This is a genomic window from Kutzneria sp. 744, from assembly GCF_000568255.1.
Classification (GTDB): Bacteria; Actinomycetota; Actinomycetes; order Mycobacteriales; family Pseudonocardiaceae; genus Kutzneria.
Genome location: NZ_KK037166.1, coordinates 9664756 through 9683105, shown reverse-complemented (window position 1 = coordinate 9683105; position 18350 = coordinate 9664756). Strand labels below are relative to the sequence as shown.

Sequence of the window (18350 nt, the reverse complement as noted above, 5' to 3'; positions counted from 1 at the left end):
CCCACGATCGGTTCGCGGCCGGTTCACGATAGGGGTGCATGACCGCTACGGCGAGTGGCCGCGCCCAGGACCACCCGATCGGGTTGCCGGTAGCTGCGCCGCGGGCCGTGCGTCTAGGCTCCCTCTTTCGGGCTCGGACGTGAGGTGGGTTATGAACGGGGACCTGAGCTGGGTGCCGCCGGAGATCGATCCCACCATTCCGCACCCGGCGCGGGTGTACGACTACTGGCTGGACGGGGCCTCCAACTTCGCCGCCGACCGGGAGCTGGCCGAGAAGATCAACAAGATCATGCCCGGGGTGCGCGAGGCCGCCCGCTTCAACCGGGCCTTCCTGCGCCGGGCCGCCATCTTCATGGTCCGGTCCGGGGTGCGGCAGTTCCTGGACATCGGCTCCGGCCTGCCCACCGCCGGCAACCTGCACGAGATCGTCCAGCAGCTCGATCCGTCCTGTCGTGTCGTGTACGTCGATCGGGACCCCATCGCCGTCGCACACAGTGAGCTCCTGCTCAGCAAGAACGACCGCGCCGCGGTGGTCCATGCCGACGCCCGCGACCGGTCGACCATCCTGGAGTCCGACGAGGTCAAGCGCCTGCTCGACTTCTCCGAGCCCGTCGGCCTGTTCATGTTGCTGCTGCTGCACTTCATGCCCGATGCCTGGGATCCCGCCGCCGTCGTCGCCGGCTACCGCGACGTGTTGCCCTCCGGCAGCTACATCGCCGTCTCCCACGTCGCCGCCGACGGCGACGCCCGCAACCTCGGCGACGCCGTCAAGGTGTACGACCAGAACACCCACAACCAGCCTTTCCCCCGCACCCACGCCGAGGTCCTGCGCTTCTTCGACGGTTTCGACCTGGTCGAGCCGGGCCTGGTCGGCTGCCCCATGTGGCGGCCCGACGGCATGGGCGGCATCTCCGACGACCCGGCCATCAACTCCCTGCCGTACGCCGGGGTCGGGCACAAGGCCTAGCGGTCTGCTCGAAACCGTATTTCGGTGTGCCGGAGAGCGTGACTCGCCGGGGTTCGGTTGTCAGAGGCGGCGGATGCCCCAGAGGCCGGCGGCGTAGGGGCCGTCGTCGTCCAGCACTGAGCGGCCGCTGGAGTCGCCGAAGCTGGGGCCGTCGGGGGTGCCGCGGGAGGCGATGAAGCGCTGCTGACCGGCGTCGTCCACCCCGAGGTAGATCCCCACGTGGTCGACGGCGCCCTTGGAGCCGTCGGTGCTGAACAGGAGCAGGTCCCCCGGCTGGGCCAGGAAGCGGGTCTGGGGGGAGCCGACGGCGTTGTCGGCGATGGCGGCGCCGAGGGGAGCCTTGGGCATCTCCTGGGGTGTGCGGGGCAGCCCACCGTCGCCGACGGGAAAGCCGAGGCGGTAGCCGTACACCAGCCGCACATAGCCGGCCGAGTCGACGTCGCCGAAGTGGTCCTTGCGGGGTTTGACGCCGCGCACGGTGATGCCGAGGAAGTCGCTGTAGTCGGCGCCGTCGGCGAAGTGGGCGAAGGTGACGTACTGCGTGGCGACGGCGAGGACGTCGGGGCTGCGGTCGGTGAGCTCCTGGTCGAGCCAGGGCCGGAACCAGGCCTCCTTCTCCGCCCCGGCCTTCCACGGCTGGGGAGCCAGCCGGACCCAGCTGGACGTCGTGACCACGGCGCTGGTGCGCTGTGGATCGGAGAAGGTCCGGCTCTGTCCACCGAGGACGGCGGTGCGGGCGCCGTCGGTGAACATGGCCACCAGCCGGGCGTGCTCGTCCAACACCGCGGTCCGGGCGGGACCGTCCAGCCGGACGAAGCTGTACTTGGTGCTGGTGGGATGGGCCTGCGCGAAGGCGACGACCGCACCGTTGTCCCGGGCCCTCGTCGGCACGTCCTGGGCCTGCGCCAGATGCACCACCGCGGCGCCGGAGGTGACCAGCGTGGTCAGCAACACTGCTGCCCTGATGTGTTTCACGGCAAGGCTCCTACGAGGTGGGGATGAGGCCGACCAGCACACCGCTGGCCAGAACTCCGTACGAGGCAAGGGCAACGGACCCCGTGGCGAGCACGGTCACCGCGGGCGGCTGGCGAACGAGCTGGTACGCGATCAGGCCCGGCACCACGAAGCCCAGGGTCTCGTGCACGTACAGCAGCGGATAATGGTCCTGTATCAGCACGAAGACCGTGGTCTGCAACAGAACGCCGAGCAGCACCACCGCCGCGAACTGGCGTTTGCCGTACAGGATCACGATTTTGCTCAGGCCCAGGGTCGCCAGGTAGGTCAGCACGGTGGTGAGCACCACCAGCGCGGCTCGGCGGTAGTCCTCGACCAGGGTCAGCGCCAGCCAGCCGGGAGTGATCATGCCGCCCGGGGACAGGTTCGTCGTCAGATAACACAGCAGGGAGAACAACAAACCGATGGCCAGCCCGAGGGTGGCCACCTCCGGCGACAGCTCCTGGCTGATCATAACCGCTCCAGTGTTTCCAGTTGGGCGAGCAGCACTTCGCCCTGGCCGTGGATGTTGCCGATGGCCGCGAGCGAGGCCTGCCCGTCGATGCCGGCGACGAGCGCGTCCAGCAGTTCGGGCGCGCTGCGCCGGCCGCCGAGGTCGACGACGCGGGGCCGCCACGAGGACGGGATGGCGGTGAGGGCGCTGCGGGTGGGCTCGCCGATCAGCAGCACACGATCGGGTTGCAGGCGGGGGATCAACGCCCCCATCTGGCCGTTGCGCTCGATGCGGTCCGGCCGGCAGTTGATCACGATGTGCAGGGGGCGGCCGATGGCGCCGTGGTCGAGCAGGTGCTCGATGTTCATCACCGTCGACTCGGGATCGTTGGCCGCGAAGACGTTCGCGAAGTGCAGGCGCTTGCCGTCGGCGGTGTAGCGGTCCACGCGCAGCACGCCGGGATCGGGCGGCGCGGCCCACATGCCCGCCATGGCGTCGGCGCGGCCGATGTCCAACAGCTCGGCCACCTTCAGCGCGATGGCCACGTTCTCCTTGAACGTGATCCAGTCGAACGCGGCCAGCTCCTGGTCGGTGATCTCCTCGGGATCCACCGCGATCAGCCGGCACTGACGCTTGTCGGCCTCCTCCTGCAGGATGTGCAGCCGGTCGCGCTCGGCCGTCACGCACACGCCGCCGACCGGCATCGACCGGCACAGCGAGCGGGCCACGTCGTCCAGCGTCGGCCCCATCTCCGCGAGGTGGTCCTCCCGGACGTTGCACAGCACGCCGATGTCCGAGCGGATCAGCTTGGTCTGGTTGATCTCCTGCAACGCCGGCGCCACCGCCATGCACTCCATCACCAGTGCGTCCGGGTCGTAGCCGGCGGCCCGGCGCACGATGGCGATCTGCTCCACCACGTTGGCGATGTTGAACTTCCGGTGCACCGGCTCCTCTCGCGCGTCGGGGTGGATGAAGCGCGCGGCGGTGCCGGTGGTCTTGGCCACGGTGACCATTCCCCCACCCCGCAACGCGCCCGCGCACAGCCGTGTGATCGACGACTTGCCCCGGATCCCGTTGACCAGCACCCGATGCCTGATGCGGCCCAGGTTCTTGTTGTGTCTTCGCTGTTCCACGATCCCGCACACCAGCAACACCAGGCAGGACAGGGCATAGACGGTGAAGAGGAAACGCATCCGTGCTCCTAGACCAGCAGGGGGACTGGGGCGGTCGTGGCGGTCCGCTGTCTGCGCGCGTCGTCGAGACACTGGCTTAGCGTCCCGATCTCGTTGAGCCGCTCCGGGTAGATCACGGTTTTCAGGTCGCCCTGCTCCAGGTTGACCGCGGCGGCGGCAAGCCGGCGCAGCGGCCGCACGAAGCACAGGTGGTACCAGCCGAGCAGCAACAGCCCGGCCGCACCGACGGCCAGCGCGGCGAACAGCGCGTAGCGGCGAACCACGTTGTCCGGCAAGGGAAGCGTGGTCAACGGCTGTTCCAGCACCACGGTCCAGCGCAGCGGATCGGTGCTGGGCGAACCGGTGACCGTGGCCGCCGCGACGACGTACCACTGGCCGTCGATCTGGTCGGTGCCCGGCCGGCCGACGCCGCCGAGCGCGTCGGTGACGCTCTGCCGCAAGGCCTGGTCGGACAACACATCGAAGGCACGGTAGCCGTCGGCCGAGGCCAGCGTGCGCAGTCCGGAGTCGACGAGTTTGCCGTTGCCGGCGCTGCGCCGCAGGATCGACGACAGCCTCGTCACATCCAGTTCGCCGATCAGCACGTGCGAGCGGTCCGGCAGCGGGGTGCTGGCATAGAGCACGGGAATCCGGCCGGCGGTGTTCTGTTGATGCAGCCCGGATCCGCCCGGCGGGCGTTCGATGGTGCGCAGCGGCGCGCGGCCGGCGTCGACCTGGACCGCGCCGTTGGCGTCGGTGACGTAGACGCTGCGGTAACGCTTGTTCTGCGCCATCAGGTTGGCCAGCGCCGGTTTCAGCGAGGCGACGTCGCCGGTCGCGCGGGTGGCGAAGGTGCGAAGATCGCTCAGGCTCGCCGACATCTGGTCACGCAGCGCGCCGGCGGTCACCTCGGCCAGCCCGCGCTCGCCCTGGACGACCAGGTCCGGCACGTTCGGCACCGCTTCCCCGGCGATGACCCCGACTGCCGCCGAACAGAGCAACAGCGGGGCCACCGCCAGGACAACGAACAGCCGGGCGGAAATCCAGCCACGCTTGACCGGAAGGATCTCGTCGCGCAGCGCCGCCGACACCACCGCGGCCTCACGCAGGCGGTACTTGCGACGACGGTGACCGCCGAGCGCCTCGGCCCGCAGTCGTCGCAGCGGCACCACGAAGCCGAAGCCCAGCAGCGCCAGTGAGGCCAGCACCGCCGCGGCCAGCACCGCCGTCACCCAGGCCGTTTCCACCGGCGTCTGCGCCGTGCCCTGCGACGGGGCGGAGCCGACGAGCACCAGGTTGAGCCCAAGTGGCCGAGCGGGATCACCCGTCAGAATCGGGGCATAGACGGCAATGGGCGTGGTTCGGGCACCATCCACCACCGGCCCCTTGCCGGCGTCGCCGACAATGCTGCCGACGGCCGTCGAATTCGCACTGGCCGCGGTCACCATCGGTTGGTATTTCGGATCGAACGCGCCGCGGGATTTCACCACCTGTCCGTCGACCGTGGTCAGCAGCAATGCCTCGGCCGGTTGACCGGACAGGGTGTGAGCCGGGATTTTCAGGCCCGTGGTGACCAGAATCAGCCAATCGGTGCCGGTCAGCGGGGCCGCGGTCAGCACGACCGTCGCCCCCGACTGGTCACGCACCAGCGCGACGGTGATGCGGTCGATGTCCTTGTTCGGCAACGACTCCACCGGCACCGGCTCGCCCGTGCCGGCCAGCAGGGTGCCCACGCCCCGTTGGACCAGGGCCAGGCCCAGGGCCTGCGGGGTGCCCCGGGTGATCGCCGCCAGGGTGCCGGCCGGCGTCGGGTCGGGGTGCACGGTGTACAGGGCGCTGGCCGTGCTGAGGTCGCCCGCGACGTCGCCGATCGAGTCGGCGGTGGCGCGGGCGAGGTCGTTCACGAGCAGTTCTTGGGATTGGGCGACGGCCAATGCCCCGCCGCTGCGGGCGGCCGCCGGTAACTGGATCACACACCAGGCCACGAGCAGGCACAATGCGGCTCCGACAACCGCGAGCGGTGCTCGCAGTCCGCCCGGAAATCCACTCTCCACCGGCTCGATGCCGGCCTTGTTCGCCACCACGCGCGCTCTCCATGTTCAGGGTCCACAGAGGACGGTCAAACGCGGCGGCGGGGTGCAGCGTTCCACTCGTACTGTCTACTTCATTGCCTATTAGAGTATGATTCGAGTCACAAGGCAAGCACTATTCGCCACCGAACGACCGCGAGCGCCACCGCCGGGCAGCCCGAAACCTCGGAGAATTTTTTGTGTCTGCACGGAACTTGCTGGTCACCGCGCTCGGGCTGGTCTGCGTCGCGGTGCTGGCTGTGATCAACATCCCGGACCGGATCCCCAAGATTGATCTTGTCGAGCGCGCCTCACAGTTCGCGGCCGCGCTCCGTTCGGACGCGTCCTATCGGCCGCCCACCGTCCGTGAGGGAGAAACCGCCCTGGCCGGCCTGATTCCCCTGCTCACGGGTGGAAAGGACACTCAGAGTGAGGTGAAAACGCTTACACCATTGGGATTTGCGTTGACCACGGGGAAGGATTCCGCCACCGGCCGGCAGTTCGTGATGGCGGCCACCGAACCCGGCGACGAGCGGGGCTGGGGCATGTACATCGCCGACTACGGTGCGCAAGCGCGGCAGGTCATCGAGGTGCCACACCCCAATTTCGATCTGGACACCGAACAGGTCGGTGTCCAGTTGTACCGGGCGCTGCCCGGATCGGCGGTGCTGATCGCCGGCGCGCACCGCAGGGCGGCCAACGGCCTGGCGGACGTGGCCCACAACGCGAACTCGCTGTTCAACCTGGTCGCCACCGCGCTGGCCCGCAAGGGCCTGCCCCAGATTCAGCTGCACGGCTTCGACAGCAGCAGCCTGCCCGGCACCGGCGTGGTCGTCTCCGGCGGCTCCACCCCGCACACGCGTCTGCACGAGCGGATCGCCGACCGCGTCGAGGCCGACGGCACCGTGGTCTGCCGGGCCTGGCAGGCCAGCTGCGGCCACCTCGAAGGCACCACCAATGTGCAGGGACAGGCCGCCGACTCGATGGGCACGGTGTTCGCGCACATCGAGTCGGACGGCTCCATCCGCGAGGACCCCCAGCAGCGGGACCAGCTGGTCAAGGCACTGGCCGAGGCGATCAGCGCTGGCCCATAGCGCCGACAACCTTTGTTGTCAGCGAGGAGCTGCCCAGCACCGTGCCGGCCTTGATCCCCTGCCAGTCGTTCACCAGCACCGCGCGCGAACCCAGGTACTGGCCGGTGGCGGTGTCGATGACCAGCTCGTGCAGCTGCGAGTCGGTCACGATGCCGAACCCCTCGCCCCGTCGACCATCGAAGTCCGCGACTTTGTCCGCCACCTTCAGGTTCGGCAGGTAGGCCAGCGCCTGGAACACCGCCTTGCGCAGGTCGGCCGGGATCAGGCCGGTGTCGAGGCCGAAGGCGATCCGGTTCAGCAGGTTGACACCCTCGTCGCCGGCCGTCTCCGTGCGCAGTCTCACGTACAGCTGCTGCGGGTCGCGGGGCAGCGCCGCCAGGTAGGCCGGCGTCGGGTAGAGGAAGCTCGCCGGCGGGATGTCGTTGCCCCACGGCACGCCGCCCTTGGCCTTCCAGTCGCCCAGCACCATCGGGTCCGGGATGTTCGGCAGATCGCTGGGCGAGCCCTTCAGGAAGGTCTTGCGGCCCGAGCTCGTCCGTCGGTGCTCCCAGGTCTGGGCCTGGTCCGCCGGCACCCACGTCTCGTACGTCTCGTCCTGCAGGTAGAGGTACTTGAGGTCGTCGTAGTTGCCCGAGCCGTAACCTCCCGACATGGTGCGGTCGCGCACGTACAGGAACTGCCCCGGGCGCAGCACCACGTCGCCGGTCTTGCTCGCGGCCATGCTCAGGGCCTGCGCCGCCACAGCGCTGCCGATGCGCGGTGCCGAGCCTTCGCCGCTCGGCACGACGGATGGGCCGACCAGGGCGACCACCATCACGCCGACCACGACCGCGGCCGCCGCCAGCCAGGCGATGTGGCGCCCCCGACGACGCCGCATCGGCACGACGACGGCCGCGGCCGGCTCCGCCGGCTCACCAGCGGCCGGCACACCACCAGGCTCAGCGGCCGTTCGGCCCATTCGGGCCAGCAGCTTCGCCCGCCCGGCACGGAACGCCTCATCGGACATCTCGGGCAGTTCCGACATCGCCCGCTTGACCACGCCGTCCTCCGCGGGCCGCAGTCCGTCACGCATCGTCCTCACCCTCCTGTCCCTTGATCCGCGCACGAAGTTTGGTCCGGGCCCGGAACAGCCGGGTCCGCACGGTGGCCACCGGGGTGTCGGTCACCTCGGCCACCTCGGCCGGCGCCAGGTCGGCCCAGGCCACCAGGAGCAGCACGTCCCGCTCCTCGGGCCGCAGCCCGGCCAGCGTGTCGGCCAGGTCCCCGACGAGGCTCTCGGCGTCGAGGACGGCGGCGGTCCGCTCGTCCAGACGATCGCCGACGACACGACGCCCGTGGTCGCGGGCCAGGGCCCGGAGTCGGCGGCCCTCGGCGCGCACGTGCTGGCGCAGCATGTTCGTCGCGATGCCGTACAGCCATGCCCGCAGGCTGGCCCGGCTCGGGTCGAAGTCGGCCCGCCGCTCCCACACGGTCAGGAACGCCTCCGACACCAGGTCGTCGGCGACCTGCGGATCCACCCTCATGGCCAGGTACCGGTGCAACGTGCGGGCATGGTTGTCGTACAGCTCGACCAGCTCGTCGGCGTCGCGCAGCCCCGTCACCCCCGGCCCTCCTGTTCGCGCCAGCGGCGCCGTCTCACTGCTCACCGAACATATTGGTCAGTGGACCGCCGCGCGTTCCCGTACCTTCGGACGGGTGACAACCTGGCAGGAGTTCACCGAGGTCGCGCCGAAGATCGCCGCGATCTTCACGCGGCGGCACACCGCCACCGGCAACCTGTGTTTCCTGGCCACACTGCGGGCCGACGGCTCGCCGCGGATCAGTCCGATGGAGCCTCGGATGTTCGAGGGCCAGCTGTGGATCGGCGGCATGCCGGGCACCACCAAGTTCCGGGACCTGGCCCGGGATCCCCGGTTCTGCCTGCACACGGCCACAGTGGACACTCACGTGGCGGACGGCGACGCCAAGCTCTGGGGCACCGTGCACGACGTGCAGGACCTGGAGCTGCACGCCCGCTACGCCGAGAACCTGTACCGGCAGACCGGCTTCGACCTGCGCGGGCGGCGGTTCAGCCCGTTCTACGCGGCCGACATCACCAGCGCCTCGGCGGTGGAGGTCGGCGACGACCACATGGACGTGACGATCTGGCAGCCGAGCCAGCCGGAACGGGTCGTGCGCAAGCACTGATCAGAGCGTGAGCTTGAACCCGAGGTGGCTGGCGGTGAAGCCGAGCTGCTCGTAGAACCGGTGCGCGTCGGCGCGGGCGGTGTCGGACGTCAGCTGCACGAGGCTGCATCCCCGCTGCCGCGCCTGGTCGATGGCCCACGCCATCAGCTTCGATCCGAGACCGGTGCCGCGTTCGGTGCCGCGCACCCGGACGGCCTCGATCTGGGACCGGGTGCTGCCCTTGCGGGACAGGCCGGGCAGGTAGGTCAGCTGCATGGTGCCGACCACCTCGCCGTCCCGCTCGGCCACCGCGAGGAACTGGTTCGGGTCGGCGTCGATGGCCTTGAACGCCGGCCAGTACGGGGTCATGTCGTCCGGGGACTCCCTGGTGGCGCCCAGCATGTCGTCGGCCAGCAGGGCCACGATCGCCGGCACGTCGGCCTCGGTTGCCCGCCTGATCTGAACCTCGCTCACGACTTCAAGGCTAGCCGCACGCGGGTGACGTCAGCGTCGCGGCCCTGGGCGCGGTAGAGGTCCAGGGCCTCGGCCCAGGCCTCGCGGGCCTGCGTCGACTCGCCGAGGGCGGCGTAGGCGTGGCCGATGTGGTCGAGGGTGTCGGCGACCTGGTAGGCGTGCCCGAGCTTCCGCCGGATCTCCAACGCCTCGCGGTAGTGGCCGACGGCCTCGGCGTGACGGTCGCTGTGGTCGGCGACGTAGCCAAGACTGTCCAAAGTGGCCGCTTCGCCCAAGTCGTTGTGGTGACGGCGGAACAGTGCCAGCGCGGCTTCGCAGTGCTCGCGGGCGCCGTCGTGGTCGCCGACCTGGGCGGCGCACCAGCCAACGGCGTTGAGGGCCATGGCTTCCCGGCCGGGATTGGCCATTTCCCGATACACGACAAGGGATTTCTTGGCGTACCCCAGCGCGAGTTCGTGCTGGCCGAGGGCGGCGTGACCGGACGTGAGCGAGCTGAGGGTGACCGCCTCCTGGTGGCGGTCCCCGCTGCTGCGGGCGAGGTCCAGCGCGGCCTTCAGGTGGCCGATGGCTTCTTCCGCGCGGTGCAGGCGAATCAGGGCGTTGGCGATGTTGCGGCGGGCCACGACCGTCGCGTTCGGATCGTCGAGGTGCTCGGTGGCGGCCAGCGCGGTCTGCCAGAGCGACCGCGTGTCCTCCAGATGCCCCTGAACGTATTGGTACGTCGACAAAGCGGCGGCCAGCTGCCAGGCCGTCCGGTACCAGCCCCGGTCGAACGCCTCCTGCTGGGCGGCGAGCAGGCACGGGTCCTCGGCCTCGAACCACGCCAGCGTCGTTCGGTTCTCCGTCAGCTCCAACGGCTGCGCGCCCGGCACGGGCTCGTCCATCGCGATCGGCGTCGCATGCGGGTCGAGCACGGCGTGGCCGCTGTGCGCGGTGTGCAGGTAGAAGTCGATCACCCGGCGCAGGGCCGGCCCAGCGTCCTCGACGTGGTCACGGGCGTGCAGGCGGACCAGGTCGTGCATGCGGTAGCGGCCGGCGGCGTCCCGTTCGACCAGGGACACCTGCTCCAGCGTGTGCAGGACGGCGCTGGTTTCGGCGCCGGACAGGCCGGCCAGGCTGGCTGCGGCGGCGTGGCTGATGTCCGGGCCGGGGGCGACGCCGAGCAGCCCGAACATGGCGGTCTCCGTCGCGCTGAGGCCTCGCAGCGACCAGGACAGCACCGCCGGCAGGCTGGTCGCCGGGTCCTCGTCGTCCAGCGCACCGATGCCGGCCCGGAGGTCGGTCGCCAGCTCGGCCAGCGTCACCTCCGGGTCGCTGTGGGCGCGGCCGGCGACGATGCCCAGCGCCAACGGGAAGCCGCCGCAGCAGGCCAGGAGCTCGCCCACGGCCGCCGGCTCGGCCGCGACGCGTTCCTCGCCCAGCCAGCTGACCAGCAGGCGGCGGGCCTCGTCGTCGGTGAGCACACCCAGCCGCAGGTGGCCGGCGCCGTGGCGGGTGGTCAGGCGGGTCAGGTGCCGACGGCTCGTGACGACGACAACGCTGGAGGAGGTGCCGGGCAGCAGCGGCACGACCTGGTCGGGGTCGGCGGCGTTGTCCAGCACGAGCAGCAGCCGCTTGGCGGCGATGGTGCTGCGGAACAGGGCCGACTGCGCGGCCAGGTCGGCCGGGATCTTGCTCGCCTCCACGCCCAGCGCGCCGAGGAAGCCCCGGATCGCCACCGTCGGCGGCACGGGCTCCTCCGTCGGCGAGAAGCCCTGGAGGTCGACGAACAGCTGGCCGTCGGGGAACTCATCGAGGTGCCGGTGGGCCCATTCCAGCGCCAGCCACGTCTTGCCGATGCCGCCCGCGCCGGCGATCGCCGAGATCACCACGGTGTTGTTGGCGCCGGCCGTGGTCGTGATCCGATCCAGCTCGGGGCTGCGGCCGGTGAACCACACCGGGGCCGCCGGCAGCTGCCTCGGCACGAGGTTCGGCCCGGGCCTGTCCAGTTCCGGGTCGCCGCTGAGGATGCGCTGGTGCAGGCCGCGCAGCGCCGGACCGGGGTCGGCGCCGAGGCGTTCCGCCAGCTGTTCGCGGAGGTTTTCGTAGCGCTGCAACGCCTCCGCCTGCCGGCCCGCCCGGTAGAGGGCGGTCAGCAGCTGGGCGGCGACGCGCTCGTCCAGCGGCTCGGCGTCGGCCAGGGCCGTGAGCTCGTCGAGGACGTCCGTGCCGGCATTGAGGGCGGCGTCGATCCGATCCAGCTGGACGGCTCTTCGCTCGGCGTCCAGCGCGGTTCGGACGTCGGCCAGCCACTCGCTGTCGGTGCCGGTGAAGGCGTCGCCCCGCCACAGGGCCAGGGCTTCGTCGAACAGCGCGAGGGCGTTCTGCCGGGCCGCCCGCGCCTGCGCGGCGAGACGTCGGAAGCGGTGCAGGTCGATGCGGTTCTCGTCGACCGTGAGCACGTAGCCGGCCGGGCGCTTCACGATGGCGACGTCGTCCGGGAGCAGCCCGCGCAGCCTCGACAGGTAGCCGTACAGCGCGTCACGGCCGCGTTGGGGCTGTTGCTCGCCCCAGACCCGGTGCAGCAACTGGTCGGCCGTGACCGGCTGATTGGCTGCTACCAGTAACACCGCAAGCACGCTACGTTGTCTCGCGTGGCCTAGGTCGAGCGTCGTGCCCTCGCTGACCGCCTCGACCGCGCCGAGCACCCGGAACTCCACGTGCACGGGAGTATCAGAGGTCGGCCCACGCATTCAAGGTTTCCCGAAGGTCCGTGTGACACGGTGGTCTCGGTGCCGTTCCCGAGCTTCCTCGGGGGAGGTGGCGTTCGGGAACGGCACCAGCCTCGGTGCGGGGCCGCCCGGAGCGGCCGTTACCGTGGGCGGATGCCCAACGAGGACACCGCGCCCATTCCCGTTCACTCCCTCGCGGCGCGGCCCGGCACCCGTGCCGTCGCGTTCCTGGCCGTCTCCGGGGTGCTGCTGATCGTCAGCACCTTCGTGAACCTGGTCTCGCTGCCCGGGGTCGGCGGCGAGTCGCTGGCGTCCATCACCGGCTGGGGCCTCGACCTCGGCATCGGGCACACCATCCAGCAGTACGTCGGCGTGATCACCCTGGTCTGCGGGGCGGCGCTCATCGTGATCGCCGCCGCCAGCCTCCGGGCCGAGTTCCGGTGGACCCGCAACGCCTCCCTGGTCGCCGGCGGTCTCGGCGTCGCCGCCGGCCTTTTCCTGTCCGCCTCCGGCTACAGCACCGGCGTCTTCCTGGCCGAGATCGCCGGCGTGTCCGGTCAGGACGTCGCCCCGCGCCTGGGCATCGGCATCTGGCTCGCCCTGCTCGGCTCCGCGTGCGCCCTGGTCGCCATCGCCTCCCCCGTGCGCCGCGACCCCATCGTCGTCGAGCTGCCGCCCATGCCGGACGAGGACGTGGACGCGCCCGTCGTGTACCGGCTGGACGAGCCGGAGGAGTCGGAGGAGCCGGCGGCGGAGACGTCGGAGGAGCCGGCGGCGGAGACGTCGGAGGGTGAGACTCCCCAGCGCTGAGTTCCCAGCGTCAGCTCACCGACGATGTGCCGGAAACCGTATTTCGGTGTGCCGGAGAGCGGGACTCGCGGGGGGTGTCGAAAAGCGGCTCGCGGCTTCGATACTGGGGCATGCTGACTGAATTCACCGCAACGCTGGTCAAGAGCCCGGCCAAGGGCGGTTGGACCTATGTCGTGTGGCCGCGGTCCGCCGAGTTCTTCGGCACCCACGGCCTGGTCAAGGTGCGCGGCACCGTTGACGGCGTGCCGTTCGAGAGCTCCTTCATGGCGCTGGGCGACGGCACGCACAAGCTCCCCGTGAAGTCCGCGGTCCGCAAGGCCATCGGCAAGGACGTCGGCGACGAGGTCCGGATCCGCCTCGACGAGCGCCTCTAGCCGCTCCGCTCGGCCAGCACGAGCAGGCGAATGTGCGCAGCGTGCCAGGAAGCCGGGGTGTGGGCCTCGGACAGCAGGTCACCGGTCCGGGTCAAGCCGACCCTGCGCAGGGTGGCGGCGGCGTGGTCGAGCCGGCGGCGGACGCCGTCGGTGAGGTGGCCGAGGCCCCGGTGCGCGGCCTCGGCGGCGACCTCCAGCGCGGTGGCGACGGCATGGGACACGGGGTCCGGCTCCGCCCACGCCATGGCGGCGAGCGCGGCGGGCTCCCCGTCGGCGAGGTCCGGCACGACGACGCCGTCGGGCGTCAGCACGGCGTAGGGGTCCAGCACCACGGCGCCGTTGACGCGTCGGACCGCGCCGCTGATCATCCGGGGGTCGGCGGCCAAGGCCTGGGCCAGGGCGTCGAGGGCGGCCGGGCGGAAGCGGCTGTACCGGGCGGAGACGGTGGCGGTGGTGCCGTTGGCGTCGGCGATCACGGCGTCGAGGCGTTGCGAGCCGGGGTCGTAGCCGACGCCCAGGACCTCGGCGATCGGGAGGACCCGGACCAGCTCGGCCTCGACCCGGGCCCGCACGAAGGCCGGCGGCAGCGCGGCCAATTCCCTTTCCAGCGCGGCGAAATCCCCGGCAAGGACGGTGTCCGGCAGCTCCGTCCAGGCCTCCCCCACCGCCGTGACCGAGGTCTTGGACACCCGGCTCGTCGTCAGCCGCACGACCCGGCTCGCACTGCGCACGGCCGACTCCGACACCACGTTGCCCACGGCCAGCCGCCCCAGGGTGCTGCCGGCGACGCGGCGGGCGGCGTCGATCTTCTCCGAACGGTGCCGGAGTACAAAAACCGTGGTCTGGCCGGCGAAGTAGACCTCTGCGGTGTGCTCGTCCACCACTCGGCAGCCCAGCGCCGTCAGCCGCACCCGCTTCAGCTGCGTCTCGGCCTTCTCGTCGCTGCCCAGGACCTGCGACTTCGGGCCGGTCGACCGGTGCCGGGCGTGCAGCTCGCTGATCAACGCCGCGAACCGCCGCGTCTCGTACTCCGCGTTTCGGCCGCGGTACGCCCCGAGCTGATCCACCAGCTCCGCCATCGCGGCCGCCGGCCAGTGCAGATTCCGGTCCGCCAGCTCCCTTTGCGCACGCCGTAGGCCCGCCTCTTGTACTGGGCTGGCGTTGACCGCCCCGTCCAGGAGCAGCTGATCCACGAGCGCCACCGCCTCAGCGAAGCCCTCGCGGTCTCCCCCACCCCCAGCCTCGAAGGCCAGCTCCCCGCGTTCGTCGGCCTCGCGGAACGCCCACACCGCCAACACCACGAACTCGTCCCGCTTGGGCCGCCGTGACGTCGGGTGACATAGCCGAGCTTCCCAGCATCAGGAAACCGGACCGTGCACAGCGGCAGTTCCGCGCTGGCCACCGGATCCCCGGCGGTCGGCCGCCGCAGCCGCACCGGATACCCCGACCGATGGGTCTTCCTGGCCGCCGCCATCGTCCGTTCGTCGAACTCGGCGGTCAGCAGCTCGTCGCTCAGCTCCCCCGGCGACCACGGTTCGAAAGCCGCAGCCGTTGCGCCGTGATCCCTTTGGTACGCCAGCACAACCGCGATCCGGTGCCGGCAAACACCGGGCGCGCCACAGGAACAGGTGGCCGCCTCCAACCCGACGCCGGGCGGCAGCACGGCCGAGACGCCATCGGCGAACTGCGCCCGCACAGTGCCGTCGGCATCGGTCTCGATGACCACGCCGGTTTCCTTGGCCGCCCGTTTGACCAGGCCGCGGTTGGCCAGGGCGATGAGGGATTCCTCAGTGAGGGCAAGGAGATCCGCGCGGCTCATCCGACCTTCTCCGCCACGAACTCGGCCAGCTCCCCCGGCGTCATCGCGCCGACATGGGCGCCGACGTCGGCGAGGCGCTGGGCCAGATCGCGGTCATAGCTGGGATTGGCGTCCTCGTCCAGCGCCGCCAGGCCGAGGACGTGGGTGCCCTGCTCGACCAGGCCGCGCACGGTCTGGATCAGGTGGTACGGGCTGCCGCCCTCGTAGAAGTCGGTGATGACGGCGAGGATGGCGCGGCGGGGGTTGTCGATGAGGCCGGCCCCGTACGCGACGGCGCGGGCGATGTCGGTGCCGCCGCCGAGCTGAACCTTCATCAGCAGCTCGACCGGGTCGACGACGTCCGAGGTGAGGTCGACGACGTTGGTGTCGAAGGCGATGAGGTGCGTGCGCAGGCCAGGCAGGCCCCAGAGGCAGGCGGCGGTGACCGCGGAGTGGATCACCGAGTCGACCATCGAGCCGGACTGGTCGACGATGAGCACGAGCTGCCACTGGTCGACGTGCCGGCGGGTGCGGCTGACGAACCGGGGCCGCTCGATCAGCACGCGCCGGTGCTCGGGCTGGTAGTGCGCGAGATTGGCCCGGATGGTGGCGCGGAAGTCGAAGTTGCGGGAGTTCTTGACGTTGCTGGGCCGCCGGTTGCGGGTGCCGGTGAAGGGCTGCTGGACCTCACGGGCCAGCCGGCGCATGAGCTCCTCGACCACGGCCGCGACGATCCGCCGGGCCATCAGCAGCACCTCGGGGTTCATCAGGTGCTTGGTCCGCAGCACCGCCCGCAGCAGGGCGGCGTTGGGCTCGATCCGTGACAGCACAGCGGGATCGGTGACCACGTCGGTGATCCCGTACCGCTCGACCGCGTCCCGTTCCAGCCGCTCGATGGTGTCCTTGGGGAACAGCCGGTGGATGTCGTCGAGCCAGTCCACGGTCCGCAGCACCGATTCGCCCTGGCCCCCGGTCCGCACGCCTTGGCGCCGGAGCTCGGGATCCCTGCCGTAGAGCCATTCCAGCGCCGCGTCACGGCCGGCGTTGCCGCCGCGACCACCGGCGCCGCCGGCGCCGTCGCCGGAGTTGCCGGACAGGCCGCCGCAGTGCCGCTCGGCCGGCTCGCCGAGGATGAGCCGCCATCGCTCCAGATCGGTCACAGTCCCGCCTCGCCAGCGCTCGGCGGGTCTGCGACCCGGGTCTCTGCATAGAATGGTGCCCTCGCAAGCTCGGTCACAGTCCCGCCTCGCCAGCGCTCGGCGGGTCTGCGACCCGGGTCTCTGTAGAGAATGGTGCCCTCGCAAGCTCGGTCACAGCAACCCCAGTTCGGCCAGGACACTGTCCACGGTGGTCTCCAGGGCCATCGCCCTGGCCACGATCAGCGGATCGACGTCGGCCCGCAGCAACGCGCGCGACCCGCCGAGCATGCGGGCGATGGTCTCGCGTTCGGACGGCGGGAAGAAGGAGAAACCCTGACGCAGGGCGGGAAGCGCGATCAGGAAGTCCTCCTCGGTCATGGTGCTGACGATGTCGTCGAGCACGGTGACGATCCGCTCCTCGGACAGCACGCGGTCGCGGGCGACGGCAAAGAGCCCGGCCAGCCAGTCGCCGAGGGTGCGAGGGGTGGAGACGCCGGCAACGGCCCGGGCGGCGTCGACGTCGTCGCCGAGGGACCAGCCGAAGCCGCAGGCGGCGCCGCGAAGATCGGGCGGCGCATCGGCGTTGGCGGCCACGCGGGCGGCGACGGCCAAGGCGGACGGGCGGTCGAGGCCGAGGGCGGGACCGGCGTGCAGGACGGCATCCCGGCACGCGGCGACGGCGCGGAGCCGCCGTGGCTCGGCCGGGGCGGGGCCGCCGCGAATGCCCTCCATGATCCACAGTGACCGCTGGACGGCGGTGACGATCATCGGGGCGAAGACGGGGCTGCCGGCGGTGCCGAAAAGGCGGTCGTGCCGCCACAAACCCAGCACGGTGGCCAACACCTGCCCGAGGGCGTCCAGCTCACCGGCCCGGGCGATGCCGGCGGCCAGCGAGGACGCGATCTCCGGCGTCCACGAGTCGATCCCGCACAGGGCCCCGTCGAACAGCAGCGAGGCCAGGTCCGCGATACCGGCACCGGGTATCCGCTCCCGCATGGCCGCGGCGGCGCTGTCCGGCAGCGTCGCGCCGTAGGCGCCGGCCTCGATCAACGCCGGCAGCCGGTGGTCGGACGGCGTGAGCTGCCACCGCTCGTCCAGCACCGGATCGGCCCCGCCCGACGGCCCGGACAGCCGCTCGAACCCGGGCACGCCGAGCACCCGCAGCCGGTGCAGGGTCCGGCTCCGCTCCAGATCCAGCGGCACCGTCAGGTCCAGGCCGACGCCGCCCTCGTGATCCAGCTTCAGCCGCTCCAGATCGCCGGCCACGGCCACGACCAGCGGCGGCAGCGGCGTCGCCTCGTGCAGCCGGCCGACGCGGTCGCCGCTGAACGCCGCCACCATCTCCACGACGGCGGGATGCGTGCCGACGGCGATCGGCCCGCGCCGGCTCCACGGCGGCGGCTGTGGCAGGTCGTCGTGCACCAACGCGCTGACCAGGCCGTCCAGAACGTCGGTGCGCGAAGGGAATTCGTGCCCACGGAGCCGGGCGAGGCCGGTCGTCAACGTGCGCGCGGCGATCAGGTCGGCGGTCGACACCGGCTGTTTGCGCCCCCGCAGCCGGGCCACCACTGCCTCCACCATGGCATCCGCCGCGCCGGCAACGCCGTCGGTCCACAGCCGCTGGTAGTACTCCGGCGACGGCATTCCCGACTGGTAGCCGGTGAACGAATCCAGCCGTTTGTGCGAGTACGGCACGAGATAGCTGTCGCCGACCGCATCCGGCGGCGGCTCCGGCACCTCGGGCCACTCCCCCACGCCGACGGCCAGCGCGCGGATCGCCGGCGTGTGAAATCCGCCCGTGACAACAACAACGTCACCCTCGGCGGCCGCCGCCCGCACCCACGAGGCCATGTACTCCTCGCGCGCCTGATCGTCCTCACCGGCCGGCGATTCCCCTCGCACCACATCGAAGTACGTGGTCAGCCGCTCGGCCAGGCCGTCGTCCGGCACCGCCTCGACCAGGTGATCCCACAGCGTGTCGGCGTTGTCGACGGCGAAGTCCCGGCACAGCCGCTCGGTCACGGCCTCGTACCGGTGATCGGCGTCGGCGTACCGGTTGCTGCGCGAGGCGAAGGCCGGATGCCACGCCGGCAGGTCGATGAACCGCACCTGGGGCGCCGTGGTCCCGG

General features: G+C 71.2%; 16 protein-coding genes and 1 pseudogene. 5 read left to right on the top strand and 12 right to left on the bottom strand.

Annotated elements, in window-relative coordinates:
• The first annotated feature begins 151 nt into the window (after nt 1-151).
• Nucleotides 152-967: an SAM-dependent methyltransferase gene (locus KUTG_RS44265; RefSeq protein ID WP_043725746.1), complete on the top strand. Its 816-nt coding sequence runs from the start codon at nt 152-154 to the stop codon at nt 965-967.
• Between the two features lie 60 nt (nt 968-1027).
• Here the strand turns inward: KUTG_RS44265 and KUTG_RS44260 are convergent, their stop codons facing one another.
• Genes KUTG_RS44260 through KUTG_RS44245 form a run of 4 tightly spaced genes read right to left on the bottom strand, consistent with a single transcriptional unit; the run spans nt 1028 to nt 5670 of the window.
• Nucleotides 1028-1942 (bottom strand): NlpC/P60 family protein, encoded by a 915-nt coding sequence (locus tag KUTG_RS44260; protein WP_198047522.1) that lies wholly within the window; start codon nt 1940-1942, stop codon nt 1028-1030.
• 10 nt (nt 1943-1952) lie between these two features.
• The gene (locus tag KUTG_RS44255; protein ID WP_043725744.1) at nt 1953-2435 is read right to left on the bottom strand and encodes a poly-gamma-glutamate biosynthesis protein PgsC/CapC; all 483 of its coding nucleotides are present in this window, start codon (nt 2433-2435) and stop codon (nt 1953-1955) included.
• Nucleotides 2432-3607, bottom strand: a complete 1176-nt coding sequence (pgsB, locus tag KUTG_RS44250) for a poly-gamma-glutamate synthase PgsB (protein WP_043725741.1) — start codon at nt 3605-3607, stop codon at nt 2432-2434. The genes KUTG_RS44255 and pgsB overlap by 4 nt, the downstream gene beginning before the upstream one ends.
• Nucleotides 3608-3615: 8 nt before the next feature.
• Entirely contained in the window at nt 3616-5670 is a 2055-nt protein-coding gene (locus KUTG_RS44245; RefSeq protein ID WP_043725739.1) for a HAMP domain-containing protein, read from the bottom strand.
• A gap of 185 nt (nt 5671-5855) precedes the next feature.
• Here KUTG_RS44245 and KUTG_RS44240 point away from each other — a divergent pair, with 185 nt between their 5' ends.
• A complete protein-coding gene (locus tag KUTG_RS44240; protein WP_043725738.1) occupies nt 5856-6749 on the top strand; it encodes a hypothetical protein in 894 nt (297 codons plus the stop codon).
• On the opposite strand, the gene KUTG_RS44235 is transcribed toward KUTG_RS44240, so the two are convergent.
• A complete protein-coding gene (locus tag KUTG_RS44235; RefSeq protein ID WP_043725737.1) occupies nt 6733-7821 on the bottom strand; it encodes a CU044_5270 family protein in 1089 nt (362 codons plus the stop codon). The genes KUTG_RS44240 and KUTG_RS44235 overlap by 17 nt on opposite strands.
• On the bottom strand, nt 7814-8350 hold the full coding sequence (locus KUTG_RS44230; protein ID WP_052396127.1) for an RNA polymerase sigma factor: 537 nt from the start codon (nt 8348-8350) through the stop codon (nt 7814-7816). Before KUTG_RS44230 ends, KUTG_RS44235 begins: the two co-directional genes overlap by 8 nt.
• Before the next feature lie 94 nt (nt 8351-8444).
• Here KUTG_RS44230 and KUTG_RS44225 point away from each other — a divergent pair, with 94 nt between their 5' ends.
• Complete coding sequence (locus tag KUTG_RS44225) at nt 8445-8936, top strand: pyridoxamine 5'-phosphate oxidase family protein (protein WP_043725734.1); 492 nt, start codon at nt 8445-8447, stop codon at nt 8934-8936.
• On the opposite strand, the gene KUTG_RS44220 is transcribed toward KUTG_RS44225, so the two are convergent.
• Both KUTG_RS44220 and KUTG_RS44215 read right to left on the bottom strand, forming a co-directional pair.
• Nucleotides 8937-9389 (bottom strand): GNAT family N-acetyltransferase, encoded by a 453-nt coding sequence (locus KUTG_RS44220; protein ID WP_043725731.1) that lies wholly within the window; start codon nt 9387-9389, stop codon nt 8937-8939. It abuts the gene before it with no gap.
• On the bottom strand, nt 9386-12121 hold the full coding sequence (locus tag KUTG_RS44215) for an AfsR/SARP family transcriptional regulator (RefSeq protein ID WP_052396126.1): 2736 nt from the start codon (nt 12119-12121) through the stop codon (nt 9386-9388). Before KUTG_RS44215 ends, KUTG_RS44220 begins: the two co-directional genes overlap by 4 nt.
• 132 nt (nt 12122-12253) lie before the next feature.
• On the opposite strand from KUTG_RS44215, the gene KUTG_RS44210 reads away from it, so the two are divergent.
• Both KUTG_RS44210 and KUTG_RS44205 read left to right on the top strand, forming a co-directional pair.
• A complete protein-coding gene (locus KUTG_RS44210) occupies nt 12254-12910 on the top strand; it encodes a hypothetical protein (protein ID WP_043725725.1) in 657 nt (218 codons plus the stop codon).
• A 110-nt stretch (nt 12911-13020) separates the two neighbouring features.
• Nucleotides 13021-13284: a DUF1905 domain-containing protein gene (locus KUTG_RS44205; protein WP_043725723.1), complete on the top strand. Its 264-nt coding sequence runs from the start codon at nt 13021-13023 to the stop codon at nt 13282-13284.
• Here the strand turns inward: KUTG_RS44205 and KUTG_RS44200 are convergent.
• The 4 genes and pseudogenes from KUTG_RS44200 to KUTG_RS44190 all read right to left on the bottom strand — a co-directional run bounded on the left by KUTG_RS44200 (nt 13281) and on the right by KUTG_RS44190 (nt 18330).
• The gene (locus tag KUTG_RS44200; protein ID WP_232241573.1) at nt 13281-14585 is read right to left on the bottom strand and encodes a hypothetical protein; all 1305 of its coding nucleotides are present in this window, start codon (nt 14583-14585) and stop codon (nt 13281-13283) included. The two genes, KUTG_RS44205 and KUTG_RS44200, sit on opposite strands and share 4 nt — an antisense overlap.
• Nucleotides 14586-14893: 308 nt before the next feature.
• A pseudogene (locus KUTG_RS64660) lies at nt 14894-15103 on the bottom strand (hypothetical protein); the annotation flags it as partial.
• Complete coding sequence (locus KUTG_RS44195; protein WP_043725720.1) at nt 15100-16242, bottom strand: VWA domain-containing protein; 1143 nt, start codon at nt 16240-16242, stop codon at nt 15100-15102. The gene KUTG_RS44195 and the pseudogene KUTG_RS64660, both read right to left, overlap by 4 nt.
• Nucleotides 16243-16392: 150 nt before the next feature.
• The gene (locus KUTG_RS44190; RefSeq protein WP_255360980.1) at nt 16393-18330 is read right to left on the bottom strand and encodes a DUF5682 family protein; all 1938 of its coding nucleotides are present in this window, start codon (nt 18328-18330) and stop codon (nt 16393-16395) included.
• Nucleotides 18331-18350 lie beyond the last annotated feature (20 nt).